The sequence below is a fragment of the Pedobacter miscanthi genome, assembly GCF_003315595.1.
Lineage (GTDB): Bacteria > Bacteroidota > Bacteroidia > Sphingobacteriales > Sphingobacteriaceae > Pedobacter > Pedobacter miscanthi.
On record NZ_QNQU01000016.1, the window covers coordinates 111,561 to 131,916 of the forward strand.

At 39.9% G+C, this 20,356-nt stretch carries 20 protein-coding genes; 13 read left to right on the top strand and 7 right to left on the bottom strand.

The window, feature by feature from the left end; genetic code table 11:
• The first annotated feature begins 154 nt into the window (after positions 1–154).
• The 3 genes from DRW42_RS29010 to DRW42_RS18465 all read left to right on the top strand — a co-directional run bounded on the left by DRW42_RS29010 (position 155) and on the right by DRW42_RS18465 (position 1,738).
• Complete coding sequence (locus DRW42_RS29010) at positions 155–640, top strand: DinB family protein (protein WP_167437813.1); 486 nt, start codon at positions 155–157, stop codon at positions 638–640.
• A gap of 259 nt (positions 641–899) precedes the next feature.
• On the top strand, positions 900–1,421 hold the full coding sequence (locus DRW42_RS18460; protein WP_113950303.1) for a tetratricopeptide repeat protein: 522 nt from the start codon (positions 900–902) through the stop codon (positions 1,419–1,421).
• A gap of 125 nt (positions 1,422–1,546) precedes the next feature.
• Positions 1,547–1,738, top strand: a complete 192-nt coding sequence (locus DRW42_RS18465) for a hypothetical protein (RefSeq protein WP_113950304.1) — start codon at positions 1,547–1,549, stop codon at positions 1,736–1,738.
• A gap of 128 nt (positions 1,739–1,866) precedes the next feature.
• Here DRW42_RS18465 and DRW42_RS18470 read toward each other — a convergent pair whose 3' ends face one another.
• From DRW42_RS18470 to cysS, 5 genes are all read right to left on the bottom strand, one after another.
• Positions 1,867–2,754: a glycerophosphodiester phosphodiesterase family protein gene (locus DRW42_RS18470; protein WP_113950305.1), complete on the bottom strand. Its 888-nt coding sequence runs from the start codon at positions 2,752–2,754 to the stop codon at positions 1,867–1,869.
• 230 nt (positions 2,755–2,984) lie between these two features.
• Positions 2,985–3,842, bottom strand: a complete 858-nt coding sequence (locus tag DRW42_RS18475) for a nuclear transport factor 2 family protein (RefSeq protein ID WP_113950306.1) — start codon at positions 3,840–3,842, stop codon at positions 2,985–2,987.
• 88 nt (positions 3,843–3,930) lie between these two features.
• Complete coding sequence (locus tag DRW42_RS18480; protein WP_113950307.1) at positions 3,931–4,914, bottom strand: M28 family peptidase; 984 nt, start codon at positions 4,912–4,914, stop codon at positions 3,931–3,933.
• Between the two features lie 228 nt (positions 4,915–5,142).
• On the bottom strand, positions 5,143–5,502 hold the full coding sequence (locus DRW42_RS18485; RefSeq protein ID WP_113950308.1) for an endonuclease domain-containing protein: 360 nt from the start codon (positions 5,500–5,502) through the stop codon (positions 5,143–5,145).
• A gap of 270 nt (positions 5,503–5,772) precedes the next feature.
• Positions 5,773–7,233, bottom strand: a complete 1,461-nt coding sequence (gene cysS, locus DRW42_RS18490; RefSeq protein ID WP_113950309.1) for a cysteine--tRNA ligase — start codon at positions 7,231–7,233, stop codon at positions 5,773–5,775.
• Positions 7,234–7,632: 399 nt separating this feature from the next.
• Between cysS and DRW42_RS18495 the strand changes: the two genes are divergently transcribed.
• The 4 genes from DRW42_RS18495 to DRW42_RS18510 all read left to right on the top strand — a co-directional run bounded on the left by DRW42_RS18495 (position 7,633) and on the right by DRW42_RS18510 (position 10,664).
• Positions 7,633–8,061, top strand: coding sequence for a GNAT family N-acetyltransferase (locus DRW42_RS18495; RefSeq protein ID WP_113950310.1), 429 nt, complete (start codon positions 7,633–7,635; stop codon positions 8,059–8,061).
• A 181-nt stretch (positions 8,062–8,242) separates the two neighbouring features.
• The gene (gene lipA / locus DRW42_RS18500; RefSeq protein ID WP_025144173.1) at positions 8,243–9,136 is read left to right on the top strand and encodes a lipoyl synthase; all 894 of its coding nucleotides are present in this window, start codon (positions 8,243–8,245) and stop codon (positions 9,134–9,136) included.
• A 116-nt stretch (positions 9,137–9,252) separates the two neighbouring features.
• Positions 9,253–9,804, top strand: coding sequence for an RNA polymerase sigma factor (locus tag DRW42_RS18505; protein WP_113950311.1), 552 nt, complete (start codon positions 9,253–9,255; stop codon positions 9,802–9,804).
• 2 nt (positions 9,805–9,806) lie between these two features.
• Positions 9,807–10,664, top strand: coding sequence for an anti-sigma factor (locus DRW42_RS18510; protein WP_113950312.1), 858 nt, complete (start codon positions 9,807–9,809; stop codon positions 10,662–10,664).
• Between the two features lie 383 nt (positions 10,665–11,047).
• Here the strand turns inward: DRW42_RS18510 and DRW42_RS18515 are convergent, their stop codons facing one another.
• Positions 11,048–11,749, bottom strand: coding sequence for an AIM24 family protein (locus DRW42_RS18515; RefSeq protein WP_113950313.1), 702 nt, complete (start codon positions 11,747–11,749; stop codon positions 11,048–11,050).
• 113 nt (positions 11,750–11,862) lie between these two features.
• Positions 11,863–13,359: an NAD(P)H-hydrate dehydratase gene (locus tag DRW42_RS18520; protein ID WP_244215315.1), complete on the bottom strand. Its 1,497-nt coding sequence runs from the start codon at positions 13,357–13,359 to the stop codon at positions 11,863–11,865.
• Between the two features lie 165 nt (positions 13,360–13,524).
• Here DRW42_RS18520 and yiaA point away from each other — a divergent pair, with 165 nt between their 5' ends.
• From yiaA to DRW42_RS18550, 6 genes are all read left to right on the top strand, one after another.
• Positions 13,525–13,932 (top strand): inner membrane protein YiaA, encoded by a 408-nt coding sequence (yiaA, locus tag DRW42_RS18525; protein ID WP_113950314.1) that lies wholly within the window; start codon positions 13,525–13,527, stop codon positions 13,930–13,932.
• Between the two features lie 194 nt (positions 13,933–14,126).
• A complete protein-coding gene (eat, locus tag DRW42_RS18530; RefSeq protein WP_113950315.1) occupies positions 14,127–15,440 on the top strand; it encodes an ethanolamine permease in 1,314 nt (437 codons plus the stop codon).
• Positions 15,440–16,801, top strand: coding sequence for a glutamine synthetase family protein (locus DRW42_RS18535; RefSeq protein WP_113950316.1), 1,362 nt, complete (start codon positions 15,440–15,442; stop codon positions 16,799–16,801). The genes eat and DRW42_RS18535 overlap by 1 nt, the downstream gene beginning before the upstream one ends.
• A gap of 103 nt (positions 16,802–16,904) precedes the next feature.
• A complete protein-coding gene (locus tag DRW42_RS18540) occupies positions 16,905–18,053 on the top strand; it encodes an iron-containing alcohol dehydrogenase (RefSeq protein ID WP_113950347.1) in 1,149 nt (382 codons plus the stop codon).
• 115 nt (positions 18,054–18,168) lie between these two features.
• Positions 18,169–18,882: a gamma-glutamyl-gamma-aminobutyrate hydrolase family protein gene (locus DRW42_RS18545; protein ID WP_113950317.1), complete on the top strand. Its 714-nt coding sequence runs from the start codon at positions 18,169–18,171 to the stop codon at positions 18,880–18,882.
• A 107-nt stretch (positions 18,883–18,989) separates the two neighbouring features.
• Complete coding sequence (locus DRW42_RS18550) at positions 18,990–20,354, top strand: aldehyde dehydrogenase family protein (protein ID WP_113950318.1); 1,365 nt, start codon at positions 18,990–18,992, stop codon at positions 20,352–20,354.
• The last annotated feature ends 2 nt before the right edge of the window (positions 20,355–20,356 follow it).

The following is a 20,356-nucleotide window of genomic DNA, read 5'->3' on the forward strand; positions in this document are numbered from 1 at the left end:
AATAATGATTTTTATATAGAAATTATTCCGCTAGTCGGGATTTGTAATCCCGTCTTACGAACTAAGGATTTGAAATCCTTTTATGCATCGGTTGGGATTACAAAATCCCAACCAAAAAACAAACTCATCATAAAACATTATATTTGAGTTAACGATGGAAGACGACAACCTTACCGGTGCCATTGCAGCACTGCTAGATGAATATAAAAAAGCAGTTGATGAACTGATTGCGGTAATTGAACCAATCAGCCAGCAACAACTGCTTCGCACCATCGAGCCAAAGAGCGCAAATACAGATTGTATTTCTATCCAAACCATTTTAACGCATGTAACCGCTTCGATGTTCAGTTATGCAGTTTATATCGAAAATTCTATCGGCATAGAAAGCGTTCGGCCTGAAAGATTACAATTTGACCAGGTAACACCGTACATTTCCAGGTTAAAGGAAGCTTTTATATACAATGAAGATCTTTTCATTAAAAACCCTCACATTACAATGGAAGAGTTTGATCAATCTAAAAAGATCAATACAAAGTGGGGACAACAATACGATGTAGAACAGATACTCGAACATGCCATTGTTCATATTTTAAGGCACCGGCGACAAATTAAAAATGCTTTAACTAACAGGAAAAACTGATCTACTTAAAAAAATTATTTGCAATTCACTGAAAATAAATATCTTTGCATCAAATTTACAGAAATGCTACGTCAGCTACATATCCAAAAATCGCACTTTAGCCCGTCTTGTGGCATAAAGGGTTTGGGTATTGATTTAAATTTCCTTCCCAACCCTTAGTGTTTTTTGCCATCAAAGCATAAAATCCAAATTTAAAAATCAATTTACATTACCCGTTTGCTAAGCTATTACCGCTTATCAAAATTTAATATATTCCGTTATGGACATTTATACTACTGTAGAGGAAAAATACCTACAGGCCATTGAAGAATTGCATTGGGGCGAATTACCTAAAGCGCTTCAGTATTTTAATGAGCTTATTAACTTCGATCCTGATTATGCCAGAGGTTATTTTCAGTTGGGAGATATTTATCACGAACGTTTTAAAGACTATAAAACTGCTGGTTATTATTACAAACGTTGCACCGAACTTGATGCAGATTTTCCAGATGTATACGAACCTTATTTAAAGCTGGTAATTACCCTTAAAATGCATAATCTGGTTAAACAAATCGCCAATAAAGCTTTAAATGTTGCAGGTGTTTGCGAAGCCCATATTTACGAAAGCTTAGGGTTACATGCAGAGCAGCAACAGAATTTTGCAGAAGCAGCGAACTATTTTAAAAAAGCAGAACTGTTTAATGCCATCCAGGATGAACATAGTACATTGCTCGAACATCAGAACCGGATTAAAAGCAAAATGAACAGCACTAAAAAAATGGTTTACGATTTGCAGGGATAAAGGGCTTGGCCTTTTATCCTTAAGCTTTTACATTCAAATCGGCATTTTATCTTTTTATTTTAATTTTGTTATTATCTTTACCACACAATTACAAAGCATAAATTTTAAAATCAAAAATATTCGATATGTCAGCTCACGATTCACATGCGCCTGTTCAACAAACTAAAGGCATTTGGGCATTACCATTAACGGCCTGGATTATTGTTTTAATCCTGCTTGTGGCTTTCACAAGACCAATTTTCCCAGGTCATGAAAAAGCTGCTTCTCACGGAGAAACAGAAGGTCACCAAACAGAGGCTACTGAATCGCACCACTAGGCATTAGTAAAGTCATAAAAAAAGCGCTGAATATCAGCGCTTTTTTTGTTTTATGTTTTATTGGTTGGTGTCACACCAACCAACCAGGTCACTCATTTATTTCGGTCAGTGAGACACCTACTGATAGGTTATTTCTCTAACTGGCCCATAATATTAGGATAATCGGTAAGTACACCATCTACACCTAAATCCTTAAAATATTTAAGTTCCTTAACCGTATTTACCGTCCAGGGGATAATTTTAATTCCCATTTCGTGACAACGGTCAACCAGACCTTTACCCACCAATATCGAATAAGGGCTGTAAATGGTTGGTTTAAAACCTAATTTTTCGATATAACTTTCAAAAGGTTCTTTCTCATCAATCAATAATGAAGTTTGAATTTTAGGGTATTTCTCGTGCAGGTATTGCAGTGTACGCATATCAAACGACTCGATAATTACCCTTTTGCTTAATTTCTTGGCATTAATGATTTCCATAATCAGGTCTACAAATTCTGCAGGCTCGGGGTGGAATTCGTTATCACCATTTTTGATTGTTTTTGTTTCGATGCTGTACACCGGTTTAGCCAGTTTGTGTTCCTTAACATAGGCTTCAACTGCATCAATCGTTTCGGTAAGCAATGGCTTATAAGCTTTAAACTTCATCTGTCCGGGGAAACGGTTATGCACTTTACTGCCCACATCAAACTTTTTAACCTCCTCGTAATCCATTTTATAGATATTGAAATTCTTTTGGTCTTTTAGCGTAATGGGCTTTCCGTTGGGCTGTAACGATATTTCATTGTTAAAATAAGGTTCCTGCGAAAGCACCACCTGTTTATCTTTAGAGATCACCGCATCCATTTCGATCGTGGTAACACCTAAATCAAGGGCTTTCAACATTCCTTCGATGGTATTTTCGGGCATAATACCACGTGCACCGGCTTTTCCCTGAATATCGAATTTCTTTTTCTGGGCCGAAACATTAAAAAAGAATAAAGCGAGCGTAACAAGTAGAAGTAATTTTTTATGCATGAGTTTAAATGTAAAATAGGCTGTTTTATTTGTCAGTATCTTTTTTTGAAGCGCAAAAATTGTGCTGTTTTTAATTTTTGGTCCCGCTTTCCGCTATATCTTTCCGCTGCCCTACAAGGATGCCGCTTCTATCGGGGCTAAATCCAACGGTATTGCAGGTAAATGCAGGCTAAAGGCATAAAAAAAGGGCCTCTTTTTATCGATAGCCCTCTTTAATTCACATTGTTATTTTATCTTTCTGCCGGTACAAAAGCCTGTACAATTAAGTTCCAGCTGGCATCTGCTGCTTTTTCGTAAACGAAAACATAGTTAAAGCTTTCGCGTAAATCGGCTTTATAATCAATAGTGGCTACACCATAAGTATAGGCAAAATCGCTTCCAATCGCCTTATCTACTCCTGTTGTTTTTAAGTTGATCTTGCTGATCATGCCGTTATAAAAAGCAATAATTTTTCCTTTTCCTTCAATGGCTTCATTGCCCGGGAAGAGTAAACGCGCATCATTGGTTAAAAAGCCACCAAAAGCAGCAATTCCATGGGTTTTAAGCAAGGTATTTAATGTTTTCTCGGTAGTTAAGATAATTTCCCTTCCGGCTTTAATTTCTCTTTCATTTAAAAACTTTGGCGCAACATGGTCTTTAGGTTCAACAAATGATTGGTTAACTTTTGCCAAAGGTTTGTTGCTTTCTGTTCCTAAATCGATAGCCAGTTTCCATCTGCCATTTTCTGATTTCCAGATCGAAAGGTACTGACCATATTTTTTCTCTGAAGTTCCGGTTTCGTATGGTCCGGTGGTGAAACCGAAATCGCCGCTGCGCGATACCTTTGCCAGGTTTGGTGTCCAGCTCACATCATTTTGGGCGTCTGCCTTACCAGTATAAAAAGTTTTGGCATTAACCGGGTTTGGTCTGAACACTAAAGTGTTTGCAGATGAATAATCCAGAAATGCTTCTTTATCTCCATTTTTGGCAACTGATTTAGCAAATTCCTTTTCAGCATTTACTAAAGATTTGGTTGTGCCATCACTTTTTTGGGCAAAAGCACCCAGCGCTAAAAGTGACGCTACTGCAGTTGAAAATAGTTGTTTCATTATTGATTAGGATAATATTGTTTGGCGAATATAAAATTTTCTTTGGTGTATGGTCTTAAAAATAATTAACAATTGAACATCTTACCTTTTATTTTTCCCTGTAAATGGTTTCTAAAACGGTTTGGCCTGTTGCTTTTAAGGTGTTTTTGTCAATATTCGCTAAATTATCCAATTGGGTATGCCAGTTGATGTAAAAACCACTGTTATCGTTGTAATGGATAATATCAACCGAGGGAACGCCTGCCTTATTCATCCAGAAATGATCATCAACCAGTTTACCGCTGGGAATTTTGGTAAAATACGAGGAATAACCAATTTCGTTTCCAATATCCCACACCTTGTTTGCCACATCCGGTGCAGCCTGGCGCGAAATTTCATCTTGCGTAAACTGTGCATTACCACCGCCAACCATATCAAGGTTAATACCATAAAGCGCTTTATAACCCGAAGCAATGGCTTTTTTAGCCCAATATTGCGACCCTAAGCACCAGGTGGTTTCATCAGGCGTTTCATCATTTGCCTTGCCATAGTCTTCCAGGTCCCAAAGCACAAAATCTACCCCAACATTAGGTTGCTTTTGTTGTATCTGGCGTGCCATTTCCAAAATTACTGCTACTCCGCTTGCACCATCGTTTGCAGCATCAAAAGTTTTTGTATGGTTTTTGGGGTCCGGATCCTGATCCGAAAACGGGCGGGCATCCCAATGCGCAGTAATTAAAACCCTGTTCTTTTTACCGGGATTAAATGCAGCAACAATGTTTTTTAGCTGAAAGCTTTTACCATCATAAGTCTGTGTTTTTTCGCCCTGAACACTCACTTCTGCTCCAAAGGATTTTAGTTTAGCCACTAAATAATCTGCGCATTTCTGGTGTGCTGTAGTTCCGGGTACCCGTGGACCAAAATCTACCTGTGTTTTGGTATACGCATAAGCGCTATCTGCATTAAAATCAGGCGACGAAAGTTTTGCTGCAGTTTCTTCACCATTTTGATCTGCATCTTGCTTTGTTTTATTCTGGCATGCCTCAAATCCGATTAACGCTAATAAAGGCAGTATTAAAAGTTTTTTATTCATTCTCAAATGAACGGAAAATTGTTAAAAGTAGTGTTCCTTCAAAAGATTTTTCATATTCCTAATCTTTTTTCATCCCCCTGCTTTTTTATTCCCTGCTTTCTTTCATCCCTGCTTTCTATCCTCCCTGCTTTCTTTCATCCCCCTGCCCTCTTAAAAAGGGGGACGGACTTTTCGCTCGGGATGACGCAGTAACTTTTTTTATCTGGTAAGTGGATGCTCCTTTTCCCACTATTCAATATAATGTTTAATTGTCCTGTCTACATTCTCGATATCATGCATTACTTCATCATCTGTAAACCGTAGGATATTAAAGCCCAGCATCCTCAAAACTTTTTCACGTATCTGATCTTTTTCAAACTGACCTTCCAATTGGTGGCTAAGTCCGTCAACTTCAATAACTAGCTTTAGATCTTTCGAAAAAAAATCTGCGATGTAGTCTGCTATTGGTCGTTGCCGCAGAAAGGAATAGCCAAGCATTTTTTTGTTGCGTAGTAACTCACACCACATCCTAATCTCTGCCTTGGTACCATCATTTCGATGAGCCCTGGCAAAAGTTTTCAGTTTACGGTTGTAGTGGTTGTTATCCATGGCATCTTAAACCTCTTCTTAAAAACAGAAGGTTGATTGAAGATAGCAATCAATTTGCGCTTTTGATTAATCTTTTACATTAAATCTGGTCTTTTTTCATCCCTCTTGCCCCCTTAAAAAGGGGACGAACTCTCTCACGGATTAAAATGAGGTGATTTATTTTCACGCAATCAGCTTACCCCTTCAAAGGGGGACAGACTTTTCTCTCGGGACAACTTGTCCCCATTTAAAGGGGGCAGGGGGATGATGCTGCGAGAAATCGTAAACCGCCTAAGCTTTACTCCACGTTGTTCCTTCTTTGCCGTCTTTAAGCTGGATGCCCAATTCCTGTAATCCGATGCGGATACGATCGGAAGTTGCATAATCTTTATTGGCTTTAGCTTCGGTTCTTAGGTTAATTACCATATCTAAAACGCCATTTAAATCGTTTCCTCCGGCATCTTCATCCTTCAACCCTAAAATATCGAATACGAAATCGTTGATCAGTTGTTTTAACTTTTCTAAAGCATCAGCAGAGATTTTTCCTTTACCATCATAAACAGTATTGATTATCCTCACGGCCTCAAAAAGTTCTGCAACTAAAATCGGACTGTTAAAATCATCATTCATGGCTGCAATGCATTTCTCTTTCAATGCATCGATATCAAAATCGTTCTGTTCTGAAACCGATAATTTATCCAACAAACCAATTGCCGACATTAAACGGCGGAATCCTTTTTCAGAGGCATCCAATGCATCATTAGAAAAATCCAAAGTACTGCGGTAGTGTGCCTGTAACATGAAAAACTTCACCGTCATCGGGCTATAACCTTTTTTCAATAACGGATGGGCTCCTGTAAACAACTCTAAAGGAAGAAAACCATTCCCAGCCGATTTAGACATCCGCGTGCCATTTACGGTAAGCATGTTGGTATGCATCCAGTAACGTGCAGGCTGTTTATGGCTGCAGGCCTCAGATTGTGCAATTTCGTTGGTGTGGTGCGTTGCCGCTAAGTCCATTCCACCACCATGAATATCAAATTCGGCACCCAGATATTTTGCACTCATGGCCGAACATTCGATATGCCAGCCCGGAAAACCCATGCCCCATGGCGATTGCCATTGCATTAAAGTTTCGGGTTTTGCCTTTATCCAGAGCGCAAAATCTAACCTTCCGCGTTTCTCATCCTGTCCACCCAATTCGCGGGTATTGTTCAGCATATCCTCGAGGTTGCGGTTGGTTAAAATGGTATAATTATATTCTTTACTGTATTTTTCTACGTCGAAATATACGTTACCATCCACTTCGTAACCATAACCATTGGCAATAATTACCTTAATCATTTCAATCTGTTCGATGATGTGGCCGGTAGCCGTAGGTTCGATGCTTGGTGGCTGCGTATTGAACATGCGCAATACATCATGGAAACCCAAAGTATATTTCTGTACAATTTCCATCGGCTCAAGCTGCTCCAATTTTGCACGTTTTGCAAACTTATCATCCCCCTCATCCCTATCGCCCTCTAAATGGCCTGCATCGGTAATGTTTCGCACATAACGTACCTTGTAACCGGCATATTTAAGGTACCTGAAAATTAAATCGAAGGAGATAAAAGTGCGACAGTTGCCCAAATGCACATCGCTATAAACAGTAGGACCGCAAACATACATCCCAACATTGGGTGCATTTAAGGGTTGAAAAAGTTCTTTTTTGCGTGAAAGCGTATTGTAAAGCTGTAAGCCAGTATCCATACTGCAAATGTAAGATTTAGTTAGAAAGTTAAAACGTTTAAAATTGTATTGTTAAGCTTATGATTTTTAGCTAACATTTACACGCCGGAAAGAATGGTTAACTTAAATAGTTTGATTGCTATATTGTTTTATTGTTAGATTGTTTGATTGCTATACTGTTATTCGGAAAGGCACTGTAGTGCTTATCGGTTACTGCAGTCCCTCTTTCCGCTGTAGTCGCGAATAAAAATCGGGAGCTGCCGCTCCAATAGGGTTTAGGTGGTACGGTTTGGTGCTTTTGGGTGACAAAGCCGTGCTAAACTTACGAAGTCGGCCTTAGCGCTGGCCTGTGCGAATTCGTAAGCTGGCCTCAAATAAATTTAAACTTTAACTTAGTTTTATATTAAATCGTGATTACAAATGGTCGAAATCAGAACAATATCAGAAAAAGATGCCGAAAGTGTAGCCGAGTTATCTACCCAACTTGGTTACGAAAGCAATGCAGAACAAATACTGGCCAGAATCAGGCAGATGAATAACAGTAACGAAAACTGCGCTTATGTTGCCGTACTCGAAAATAAAGTGGTGGGTTGGATCCATGGTTTTTATACACTTCGCCTTGAATCTGATGCTTTTGTCGAAATTGGCGGCCTTGTTGTCGATTCTGCTTACCGCAACCAGAAAATAGGAAAACAGTTAATAGATAGCGTAAACCTCTGGGCAAAAAAACATGGGGTAAAAAAATTAAAAGTGAGGTGTAATACCAAACGTACCGAAAGCCATCAGTTTTATGAACGAACAGGCTTTAAAGAGAATAAACGGCAGGTTGCATTTGAAAAAGACCTTTAGGCCAGCCAGCTTGCGAAGTATGCCATGCGCGATGGCCTGCGCTGACTTCGCAAGTCGCGCCCAACAGTTAACCCCCTGAGCGTAGCCGAAGGGTAAACAATTAACCAGTTAACCTTATTTATTACAACCCTCAAACATTTCGGCATTGCAACAATTCAATCCTATTCATTAACTTTGTAGCATGATTGATTTACCGGTAGTACCTGCTGTAACTGAAGTTAAACGCAAACCAGATTGGTTACGCGTAAAATTGCCCGTTGGTAAAGAATATGCACAAGTTCGTAGCCTGGTGGATACGCATAAGCTGCACACCATCTGCGAAAGCGGAAACTGCCCGAATATGGGCGAATGCTGGGGTGCAGGTACGGCAACTTTCATGATTTTAGGTAACATTTGTACCCGCAGCTGCTCTTTCTGTGCAGTAGCTACAGGCCGCCCACTAGCAGTTGATGTTGATGAGCCCAACCGCATTGCCGATTCGGTAAGGTTAATGGGTGTAAAACACTGCGTAATTACCTCAGTAGACCGCGACGATCTAAAAGATGGCGGGTCGATTATCTGGGCCGAAACTTTACAGGCTATCCGCAGGGAAAGCCCAATCACTACTTTAGAAACCTTAATCCCTGATTTTAAAGGTCAGTGGGATAATTTATACCGCGTTTTAGAAGAACGCCCTGAGGTGGTATCGCATAATATGGAAACTGTTAAGCGTTTAACCCGTCAGGTGCGTATCCAGGCGAAATACGACAGAAGTTTAGAAGCTTTAAAAAGAATTTCGGAATTTGGTTTAAGAACAAAAACAGGTATTATGCTTGGCCTTGGCGAAACCGAAGAAGATATTTTCGAAGCCATGGACGATTTAGTGGCCAATGGTGTTCACATTTTAACATTAGGCCAATACTTACAACCAACCCGCAACCACCATCCGGTTGTAGACTGGATCCACCCAGATACTTTTGCGATGTACAAAGAAGCAGGTTTGGCAAAAGGCCTAAAATATGTAGAAAGCGGTCCGTTGGTACGTTCATCATACCATGCAGAAAAACACCTTTTTCCAATTGAAGGAATAGCCTAAACCGATTATCTATTCATCGGTTTTAGAATGTTTTAGAAATCGTACTCTTTAATGGAATGCATTTCTAAAACATTTTTTTGCTTTTAGTGTTCTGAATTGTATCTTAGTAACCAATAGTGACTGCATTAAAAAAATTAACCCTAACTGAGCCGGAACTTGTTCAAGCACTGCAATCGAAAGATCCAGCGGTACTAAAAACACTGTACAGTATGTATTCGTCGGCGCTATATGGTGTTATTTCACGCATTATTACCCACACCGAACTTGCTGAAGACGTATTACAGGAAACTTTCGTTAAAATATGGCAATCGGCAGCACACTACGATAATACCAAAGGACGTTTGTTTACGTGGATGATGAATATTGCCCGCAATTTATCGATCGACAAACTCCGTTCTAAAGATTTTAAGAATTCACTCAAAAACCAAGATATAGAAAATAACGTAAGTTTCGTTGATGAACAAAACAAGGTTACGTTTAACCCGGATGTTCTTGGTGTTAAGCAACTTGTAGATAACCTTAAACCGGATTTACAAGCAGTTCTTGATTTAGTTTATTACAAGGGTTTCACGCATGTGGAAGCCGCAGAAAAGTTAGATCTGCCATTAGGTACGGTGAAAACCCGGATCCGCCTGGCTATTATTGAATTGAGAAGGAATTTTAATTGAGCGTGGAAAATTTAAAAGCATATATCGAATCTGGAGTACTTGAACTGTACGTTTTAGGTGATTTATCACCTGAAGAAGCGTTGCAGGTTGAGGAAATGGCATCTCAAAACCCAGAGGTTAGAGATGAGATAGCCGCCATTGAGGAGGCTATGGAGCAATATGCTATGCAAAATGCTGTAGAACCATCTGCAGATGTAGAAACAAGATTATTCGAAAAGTTGGGATTAAGTGAAGTTGAAGAGAATGTGAATGTTCAACCCGAACCAATTTATACTGAAGAACCAAGAATTATACGTTTGGATGGAAGTGATGCTAAAGTGAGAACTTTACGTTATGCCTTAGTTGCCTGTGTAGCTTTATTGGTAGTAAGTACGGCCGCATTGTTTATTACTTATAACAAGTTAAACGATGCACACGACCAGATTGCAAGTTTAAGCCTTGATAAGCAAAAATTTGCAGGGATTGTGAGTAAACTGGAATACGAGAACCAGGGTTTGGATAATATCGCTGCAATGGCAGAAAGTAAGGAATGGGCAACCATCCGCATGACTGGTCAGCCGTTTAGCCCAGCCTCTAAAATGAAGGTATTCTGGAACAAAAAAGATAAAAGTGTGCTGATCAACTATGTGGCGATGGATTTGCCGAAAGCTGATGCGGAGCACGAATATCAGTTGTGGGCCCTGGTAAATGGCAAACCAGTAAGTTTAGGTGTATTTGGTAAAACAGATTCAACCAATAATGAAGCACTGGTAAAAATGCAGGCAATACAGGAAGCACAAGCTTTTGCGGTAACTTTAGAACCTATGGGTGGAAGTGTTAATCCAACCATGGAGAAACTTACCGTAATGGGCGGCGTTTAAAATAGGCATTATTAACTAAACATATTAAATCCCGGCATTGATGAAATGCCGGGATTTTTTGTTTCCTTCCCGCTTAAGCGTCATTTCGACTGAAGCGCAGCGAAATGCCCGCCTGCTTCGGGCAGGGAGAAATCTATCGTTGCAGATTTCTCCACTTTTACTCGTCTTAGCGTCTCCAAATGCTATTAAGTTAGGTTTTTTAACCACAGATGCACACAGATAAACACGGATTTTATCTGTGTGCGTCCTTTTTATCTGTGGTTAAATTATATTATCTGGGGTTATTGGCTTAACTTAATAGCATTGTTAGCGTCTCGCTGAGATCCACTTTTTTTAAAAAATTCTACCACCTTGGTTCGTGTCGCCACGAACCAAAAAATAACTTAAGATTTCGCTGCGTATTTCACTTCCTCGTAAGGTTGCACCAACACCCAGCCTTCGCCAAAAAATTCTAACTGGAACGATTCGCCGCTTCCCCTGCCGATGAATGAGCCAAAGGTTAAATTGGTTTTGATATTAGGCGTTAAATTTTCCGACCATGCTACAGTCGCATTTGGATCGGTATAAACAGGCTGGTTGGCTGTAACCCTTAATAAAATCGGTTCGCCATGCGTGGTAATGGCAATGTATCCACTTCCCGATAGTTTTACCTGGAATAAACCACCGCTCATCATCCCGGCTATGCTTTTGAGCATTTTTATTTCATTTTTGATGTTTTCTTCCAGGGCTAAAACGTCGTTCCCGTTAACAAAAACCGATTCATTTTGAAGTTTGATGATTTTTACTTTCTTGCCTTCATCAGCCAGGTACAATTTACCGGTTCCGGTTGCGTGCATCAGCGATGTTCCTTCGCCAGAGATGGCTTTCTTTAACAAACCACCCAATCCTTTACTCAACAAACCTTCTCTTTTAAAATCGATGTTACCGATATAAGCTACCATTGATCCGGCTTTAGCTAAAATCTTTTGATTTTTTAAGTTAACCTCAAGCAGGGCCGGTTTTTCCAGTTCAAAAAAATCGTTTTCTGCCGGGTTTTCTGCCGATTCCTTAATAAGCTCATTCAGCGTATACTCTTTTTGTGCCATAATAATTTTTTTCCGTTTTTAAGATATCTGATAAATATTCCCTTAAACTATAAATTATTAACTAGAAACATAGTAGGATAGCTTCGCTTTTTTTCCACAACCCAATTTTAAAACTATTTGGAGATGAGGATCTTAATCTCCTTTGATATTCTTATTGCCATCTGAGATGCTGTAACTACAAAATGATCGTGCGCCAAACCATCTCCAGCTTTGCCATGGATGTAACAAGCCAGAATAGCAGCATCGGTTGCTGAATATTTCTGCGCTACAAAACCTGCAATAATCCCGGTAAGAATATCACCCATTCCACCCTGGGCCATTGCCGGATTACCGGTTGGGTTAATCAGCACTTTACCTGTTGGCAGGCAGATAAAAGTATATTGGTTTTTAAGGATAATCACGATCTTGAGCTTTTTTGCCTGTTCTTTAGCCTTTTGCACCCTATCCCACCAACTTTCATGCCCGCCAAACAAACGGTCGAATTCTTTTACATGAGGAGTGAGGATACTGTTTGGAGCCAGTTTTTCGATCAGATCAGATCTTTCTCCCAAAATATTCAGCGCATCTGCATCAACTACCAAAGGCTGACCAGTGAAGATCAAACTTTCTAATAGCTTTTCATTTTCAGGATTGGTACCTAAACCAGGTCCAATGGCAACCGCCTGGTATTTTTTGAGGTCTTCAATCCTGGTGTATTCGTCTCTTGGCAACGCCATTACTTCTGGCAAAGTGGTATTAAGTGCTGTTAAACCGCTTTGTGGAATGCAGGCAGTGGTTAAACCTGCACCGCTATGCAAACACGCCATCGACGAAAGTAAGGCAGCACCCATGGTATTGGTATTGCCGGCTATAATCAGCGCATGACCATAAGTTCCTTTATGGCTGAACAATTTCCGCGGAAGGAGGATTTTTTGAATATCGCTTTCCCCGATCAAATAAAAATCTGAATCCTGTTTCTGGATAAAGGCTTCATCAAGATCAATATCTGCTACCTCGAATTTTTCGGTTGCAGCCGTCGATTCGGGAAAGAAAAAATTAATTTTTGGCCGTTGAAAGGAGATGGTTTTATAGGCCTTAATGCCATTATAATCTTCAGGCTGCTTTCCTTCTGCAAAAAAACCTGTAGGTACATCAACTGCGTATACCTTTTTATTAAGTTTATTGATAGCGCGAACCAACTCTTCATAATTACCACTCAAAGGTTTATTTAAACCCGAGCCTAAAATGGCATCGATGATGAGATCTGCCTTTAAATTTTTCAGATCTGATGGCTGGTTGATATCCGTTTTTTTACATCGCGACTCGTTTATCCGTTGCAGGTTAATGGCAAAATCATCGCTTTGTTTATCACTGAAATTAACAATATAAACCTTCACATTATCATAACCGTTGGCTAGCAATAAGTGCGCTATAGCCAATCCATCGCCACCGTTATTGCCTTTTCCGCAAAAAATGGCTACACTTTTAGTGGTATCAAACTCATCCCTCAAAAAACATTGTACAAATGCCCTGGCTGCTTTTTCCATCAGATCGATAGAAGCAATGGGTTTGTTGGCAATGGTAAACTGATCGGCACTGCGCATTTGGGCAGAAGTAAGCAAGGTTCGCATATCACTAAGGTAAGGGTATACAGCTATAATGCAAAAGATCCGGTTTTGTTTGATTTTTAAAGCAATATTCCTGTTTCTAAAAAAAGTTAGCTTAGTGTCTTTTTATTTTTATACCTTTTCCCAATCTTTAACGTTTTGTAAAGAATTAAATTAAATCTCAAAACAATGAATCAAAAACCATCGAATGCATTTGTGGCAGCCGCCTGGATTGCATTAGGTATCGGAATGATCGGCTTTATTGTAGGCCTGTGGCGTTCTGATATGCTTCTTAACGAAAAAGGATATTATTTTACCGTATTGATGTTTGGCCTTTTTGCCGTAATCTCTTTACAAAAAGCTGTTCGCGATAAATTGGAAGGAATCCCTGTTACAGAAATTTACTATGGTCTGAGCTGGTTTTCTACCCTGTTAACCATTACTTTACTGGTAATTGGTTTATGGAATGCCACTTTATTACCTAGCGAAAAGGGATTTTATGCCTTTGCCTTTTTACTATCTCTTTTTGGTGCCATTACGGTACAGAAAAACACGAGAGATAGCCAGATTGTGAATAAAAACCGCGATTCGGAGTAGACAAAAACTATCATTAATGAATTTTAAAAAACCAATGCACTGTCATTGGTTTTTTTATTTTTAATCAAAAATCAATTTTATTAACTCCTCAAACTAAAAAATAATTACTACTTTAAACATCAGATACCGAGGCTAATAGTTTATCATTTTCGAGCAAATTTTATAAACCTATTTAAATCTTATAAATCCATACAATGGAACAAAAAGATGGCTTAAAGAAAACGCTTACCCCGTTTATGTTATGGGGCCTGGGGGTTGGTTATGTAATTTCGGGGATGTATTTTGGCTGGAACCTGGGCCTCGAAAAAGGTGGCACCCTGGGTATGGCCATCGCTACTGTTGCCATTATGGTGATGTATGTAACCTTTAGTTTCAGTTATGCCGAACTGGCCTGCGCCATACCTAAAGCCGGTGGGGTTTTCGATTATGCCAACACTGCGTTGGGTAAAAATATTGGCTTTATTGCCGGTATTGCGCAAATGGTCGAATTTATATTTGCACCACCAGCTATTGCCTTCGCGATTGGGGCTTATTTTAATGCATTTTTCCCACAGGTACCCATCCTTACCAGCGCCATTGCTGTTTATTTTATTTTTACGGCTTTAAATGTTTATGGTGTAAAGGCCGCCGCTTCGTTCGAAGTAATTGTTACCGTTTTGGCGGTTGGCGAACTGCTTTTGTTCTCTGGAATTACTCTGCCTAAATTTCGTACAGAAAGCCTGATCCACAATAATTTCCCTAATGGCTGGAGCGGTGTTTTTGCTGCAATCCCTTTCGCCATCTGGTTTTTTCTGGGTATCGAAGGCGTTGCCAATGTAGCCGAAGAAACCAAAAATCCGCAGCGCGATATAAGCAAAGGTTTTGGCTGGGGAATATTTACTTTGGTTGTTTTATGTGTACTGGTTTTTATCTCCACCATTGGTATTGGCGGTTGGGAAGCCATTGTATATAAAAATGGGAAATCGGGTGAAACTTCCGATTCTCCATTACCTCTCGCACTTTCGATGATTACCGGCGATAACCATTTAATGTACCACTTGCTTATTACCGTAGGTTTGTTCGGTTTGGTGGCATCATTTCACGGATTGGTTTTGGCGGCCGGGCGCTCAACTTATGAAATGGGACGTGTTAAAAGTATTCCGGCAATTTTGGGTAAGATTTCTCCAAAATTTCAGACACCTGCAAATGCATTAATCGGTAATATGATCATTGGGATTATCGCTCTTTTATCCGGTAAAACCTCCGAAATTATTATCATTTCTGTTTTTGGAGCACTTACCTTATACATCATCTCGATGGTAGCCGTAATGGTATTGAGGAAAAACAAGCCTGAAATGGTAAGGCCATTCAAAACTCCGGTTTATCCCCTGTTTCCCATCATTGCGTTAATTATTTCGTGTGTTTCTTTTATCGCAATGCTGATTTATAACCTTAAATTAGGTTTGATCTATTCAGGCATTGTTTTAGGCATATTTCTACTATATAAAATTTTTAAAAAGGCAGATTAATGAGTACGAGCAAAGAAATTCTTGATTACGTAAAAAATCATCCATCCGGGAAAGTAAAATTAGCTGTTGCTGATATCGACGGGATTTTAAGGGGGAAATATGTTGCTGCCGAAAAATTTGCTTCGCTGGTTGAAGGCCGTTTGGGTTTTTGTGATGTTACTTTCGGCTGGGATGCCAACGATGTGGCCTATGATAACGGAAAATACACAGGCTGGCATACCGGCTATCCGGATGCGCAGGTTAAAATCGATTTAAGTACCTTCCGGAAAATTCCCTGGGAATATGATGTCCCTTTTTTTCTCGGCGATTTTATTGATGATCAGGAAAAGGCAAATCATGTTTGTCCTAGGCAATTGTTAAAAAAACTGATCAGCGAATGCGAAAATGAGGGATTTTCTCCCCTCTTTGCACAGGAATTTGAATGGTTTAACTTTTCAGAAACACCAGAAACCGTACATGAAAAAGGCTTCACCAATCTGAAACCTTTAAGTCCGGGTATGTTTGGTTATTCTATTTTAAGGAGTACCTATCAGAACGCATTTATGGGCGATCTGTTCGAATTGCTTAACAAATTTGATATCCCGATTGAAGGTTTACATACCGAAACCGGTCCTGGTGTTTACGAAGCCGCTATTAAATATGCTCCGGCCCTGCAGGCTGCCGATCAGGCCATTCTATTTAAAACCGCTGTAAAGGAAATTGCATATAAACACGGTATCCTGGCCACTTTTATGGCTAAAATAAGCGAAAATTTACCTGGATGCAGCGGTCATGTGCACCAGAGTTTATGGGATAAAAACAACAAAATCAATCTTTTTTATGATGAAAATGAGCCCGATAAAATGAGCGGAATCATGAAAAGTTATATTGCCGGACAGTTGCATTGCCTGCCACATATTTTACCGATGATTGCTCCTACGATTAATAGTTATAAACGCCTGGTAAAAGGTGCATGGGCACCTACCACAGTAACCTGGGGCATTGATAACCGCACAACTGCATTACGGGCATTACCGGGAAGTAAAAAGGCTTCGCGTTTAGAAACACGCATAGTAGGTTCGGATACCAACCCTTACTTAGCCATATCGGCCTGTTTAGCCGCCGGAATGTATGGCATTAAAAACAAACTTAAACTGGAACAACCAGCTACCAAAGGCAACGGATATACCGATTTATCAAACGGTATACTATCGCGTAATTTATTTGAAGCCACCCAAAAAATGAAAAATTCTGATCTGGCCCATGAGCTGCTGGGCGCAGATTTCGTTGATCATTTCACCATGACCCGCGAGTGGGAGTGTAAACAATATGCAAAAGTGGTAACCGATTGGGAACTGAAAAGATATTTAGAAATTATTTAGTGGAGTCGTCATTCTGAACTTGATTCAGAATCTTTTACATGATAGATGCTGAAATAAATTCAGCATGACGCAACTTGAGAAAACAAAAGATAAAATAAGTGTTATGATATTTGATAAAATCCACCAGTTTAACTTCCCTACAACCATCCGTTTTGGAGCAGGTGCTGTAAAAGAATTACCGGCCTATTTAACTAAACACAATTTAATAGCTCCGTTAATTGTTACCGATCCTACCATTGCCCAACTTCCGTTTTTTAAACGGATTGTAGAAGATTTAAAAGCTAAGGGCATTTCAGCAGAAGTTTTTAACGACATCCATAAAAATCCGGTAAAAAGCGATGTTTACAAAGGCACCGATGTTTGGGATGCCACCCATCGCGATAGCATTGTGGGTATTGGTGGTGGCGCTGCGCTTGATGTTGCCCGTGCAATTGTGCTCCGGATCAACCATCGTGAAGATTTATTCAAATACGATGATCTGATTGGTGGCGATATTTACGTAACTAACGATGTTCCACATTTTATTACCATTCCAACAACTTCAGGTACAGGAAGTGAAGTTGGTCGCAGTGCCATCATTGCCGATGATGAAACCCATCAGAAAAAAATCCTGTTCTCGCCCAAATTAATGGCGCAGATTGTTTTTGCTGATCCAGAGTTAACGATGGATTTACCTCCCTTTATCACCGCTGCAACCGGGATGGATGCCCTCACCCACAACATGGAAGCGTACCTTGCTAAAAACTTTCATCCGATGTGCGATGGGATTGCGTTAGAAGGTATTTCGCTGATTAAAGATTCGCTCAAAAGGGCTACCAATAATCCCGATTTAGAAAGCCGCAGTAAAATGTTAATGGCTTCGATGATGGGTGCCATTGCCTTTCAGAAAGGTTTAGGTGTGGTGCACTCGCTGGCACATCCGCTTTCTTCGCTTTTAGATACCCACCATGGCCTGGCCAACGCGGTAAATATTCCTTATGGCATGCAATTTAATATTGCCGGTTTTGAAGACCGTTTTAAAAAAATTGCACGAACTTTAGAACTTAAAGATGAAAGTGGCGAAGCGGTTGTAAAATATCTGTTCGATTTAAACACCAAAGTATATATTCCGCATAAATTGAGTGATATTGGCGTTAAAAATGAACACATAGAAACGCTTGCAGATTTGGCCTTTGCGGATTTTGCACATCCAAATAATCCAAAACCGGTAAGCAGGGAAGATTTTAAACAACTGTATTTAAGTGCACTCTAAAACAAGATTAACCACAGATAAAAAGGATGCACACAGATAATATCAATTAAATCAAAAAATTGCGACTCATATCTGTGTTTATCTGTGAAAATCTGTGGCAAAAATATAAAGGACTATGTCTGATAAAATAATAATTGGGGTTACCGATTGCAGTAAATTCGACATTTACCGCAACTGGGTTTTATCCTACAATGAAAATATAGAAGTAATCCAGCTCGGATACAAGCTTAATAATTTCGATGAGATCAAAAAATGCCAGGGTATTGTTTTAACCGGTGGAGAAGATGTGCACCCGCGTTTTTACAATCAGCCCGAATATTATCCTTACTGTTACGACGATGATATTGACGAAAAACGTGATGAATTTGAATTTGACGTTTTAACCTATACCGAAGCCCACTCCATCCCGGTTTTGGGTATTTGCCGTGGCATACAGGTGGGTAATGTATTTTTTGGCGGTACACTAATCCCTGATATACCTGCGTGGGGGAAATTTGATCATTCTAAAATGCACGATAAATCAGACCGCTATCACGAAATCATTATTAATCCTTCCTCCTGGTTAAACCGGATTGTAAATACCGATAAAGGTTTGGTAAACAGCAATCACCATCAAAGCACCGATAAAACCGGAAAAGGACTGGTGGTAAGCGCAATTTCTCCTGATGGCGTTGCCGAAGCAATGGAAAGGATAGCACCCGAGGGGAAATCTTTTCTGTTATTTGTACAATGGCATCCTGAGCGTTTAAAAGATCAGTACGGGCCATTTAGCAAAAACATACACGAGGCTTTTATTAATGCGATAAAATTAAATATTAACTACAGATAGAAAGGATAAACACAGATACTAACTTATCAAAGTTAATTTATAGTGATAAGTATGCATTTTAATAATCTGTGTTCATCTGTGAAAATCTGTGGTAAAAACAAAAGAACATGCAAATCATCAACCCGGCAACAGAAGAAATTATAACCAGTTTGGAAGAGGATACCATATTTACTCTTGAAACTAAATTAGCTCTTTTAAAAACAGCGCAGCCAGCATGGGCCAATCAAACACTTAGCGAAAGAATATCTGTTATAACTAAATTCAGCAGTTTACTGGAGGCCGAAATAGAAGAACTGGCCGCAGTTTTAACCAGCGAAGTGGGCAAACCCCTGCAACAATCGCGGAATGAAGTTAACGGTGCAAGGGCACGCATTAAATGGATGCTGGCCAATGCCGAAAAATACCTGGCAGATGAGGTGATGGTTGATGAACCTGGTTTAAAAGAAGTAATCAGGTACGAGCCTCTTGGGGTAGTCTGCAATATTTCGGCATGGAATTATCCTTACCTGGTTGGTGTAAATGTTTTTATTCCTGCTTTATTAAGTGGAAACGCAGTAATGTATAAGCCGTCCGAATATGCAACCCTAACAGGTCTACAGATCGAAAAATTATTAAAGCAGGCCGGTATTCCCAACGATGTTTTTCAAATTGCTGTTGGAGCAAAAGAAACCGGAGCAGCTTTGATGGAAATGGATTTTAACGGCTATTTTTTCACCGGATCTTACATAACCGGGAAATTAATCTACGAAAAAGTAGCTGCTAAAATGGTTCCCTGCCAGTTAGAGCTGGGTGGAAAAGATCCGCTATACGTTGCCGAAGATATTGCTGATGTTGTTTCTACAGCTATTAATACTGCAGATGGTGCATTTTATAACAACGGACAGAGCTGCTGTGCGGTAGAACGGATTTACGTTCATGAAAACAATTATGAAGCTTACGTAAATGCATTTGTTGCCGAAGTGAATGGCTGGACCACCGGGTTGCCCACAACCGATGGCGTATACCTGGGGGCATTAACAAGAAAAGATCAAATTGCAGTATTGGAAAACCAGGTGAAAGATGCATTAAATAAAGGTGCCAGGTTACTTACGGGCGGTAAAGCCGTTGATGGTAAAGGTTATTATTTTGAGCCTACCGTTTTAACCAATGTAACCAATGATATGCTCGTGATGCAGGAAGAAAGTTTCGGGCCCATTATCGGCATTATGAAAGTGCAGGATGATACCGAAGCCATAAAAATGATGCAGGATACCAGTTATGGTTTAACCGCTTCGGTTTACACGTCAGATCAAACAAAGGCCGAAAAAATACTGGCCCGGCTGGACGCCGGATCGGGTTATTGGAACTGCTGCGACCGTGTTAGTGCAGCGTTACCCTGGAGCGGAAGAAAACATTCAGGCATTGGCGCAACATTATCACATCAGGGATTAAGGGCTTTCACTAAAACAAAAGGTTACCATTTAAGGGGATAAAT

What these genes read in the sequence shown, in the direction of transcription:
- DRW42_RS29010 (WP_167437813.1), top strand. Translation starts at nt 155, where the DNA reads ATGGAAGACGACAACCTTACCGGTGCCATTGCAGCACTGCTAGATGAA.
- DRW42_RS18460 (WP_113950303.1), top strand. Translation starts at nt 900, where the DNA reads ATGGACATTTATACTACTGTAGAGGAAAAATACCTACAGGCCATTGAA.
- DRW42_RS18465 (WP_113950304.1), top strand. Translation starts at nt 1,547, where the DNA reads ATGTCAGCTCACGATTCACATGCGCCTGTTCAACAAACTAAAGGCATT.
- DRW42_RS18470 (WP_113950305.1), bottom strand. Translation starts at nt 2,754, where the DNA reads ATGCATAAAAAATTACTTCTACTTGTTACGCTCGCTTTATTCTTTTTT.
- DRW42_RS18475 (WP_113950306.1), bottom strand. Translation starts at nt 3,842, where the DNA reads ATGAAACAACTATTTTCAACTGCAGTAGCGTCACTTTTAGCGCTGGGT.
- DRW42_RS18480 (WP_113950307.1), bottom strand. Translation starts at nt 4,914, where the DNA reads ATGAATAAAAAACTTTTAATACTGCCTTTATTAGCGTTAATCGGATTT.
- DRW42_RS18485 (WP_113950308.1), bottom strand. Translation starts at nt 5,502, where the DNA reads ATGGATAACAACCACTACAACCGTAAACTGAAAACTTTTGCCAGGGCT.
- cysS (WP_113950309.1), bottom strand. Translation starts at nt 7,233, where the DNA reads ATGGATACTGGCTTACAGCTTTACAATACGCTTTCACGCAAAAAAGAA.
- DRW42_RS18495 (WP_113950310.1), top strand. Translation starts at nt 7,633, where the DNA reads ATGGTCGAAATCAGAACAATATCAGAAAAAGATGCCGAAAGTGTAGCC.
- lipA (WP_025144173.1), top strand. Translation starts at nt 8,243, where the DNA reads ATGATTGATTTACCGGTAGTACCTGCTGTAACTGAAGTTAAACGCAAA.
- DRW42_RS18515 (WP_113950313.1), bottom strand. Translation starts at nt 11,749, where the DNA reads ATGGCACAAAAAGAGTATACGCTGAATGAGCTTATTAAGGAATCGGCA.
- DRW42_RS18520 (WP_244215315.1), bottom strand. Translation starts at nt 13,359, where the DNA reads ATGCGAACCTTGCTTACTTCTGCCCAAATGCGCAGTGCCGATCAGTTT.
- yiaA (WP_113950314.1), top strand. Translation starts at nt 13,525, where the DNA reads ATGAATCAAAAACCATCGAATGCATTTGTGGCAGCCGCCTGGATTGCA.
- eat (WP_113950315.1), top strand. Translation starts at nt 14,127, where the DNA reads ATGGAACAAAAAGATGGCTTAAAGAAAACGCTTACCCCGTTTATGTTA.
- DRW42_RS18535 (WP_113950316.1), top strand. Translation starts at nt 15,440, where the DNA reads ATGAGTACGAGCAAAGAAATTCTTGATTACGTAAAAAATCATCCATCC.
- DRW42_RS18540 (WP_113950347.1), top strand. Translation starts at nt 16,905, where the DNA reads ATGATATTTGATAAAATCCACCAGTTTAACTTCCCTACAACCATCCGT.
- DRW42_RS18545 (WP_113950317.1), top strand. Translation starts at nt 18,169, where the DNA reads ATGTCTGATAAAATAATAATTGGGGTTACCGATTGCAGTAAATTCGAC.
- DRW42_RS18550 (WP_113950318.1), top strand. Translation starts at nt 18,990, where the DNA reads ATGCAAATCATCAACCCGGCAACAGAAGAAATTATAACCAGTTTGGAA.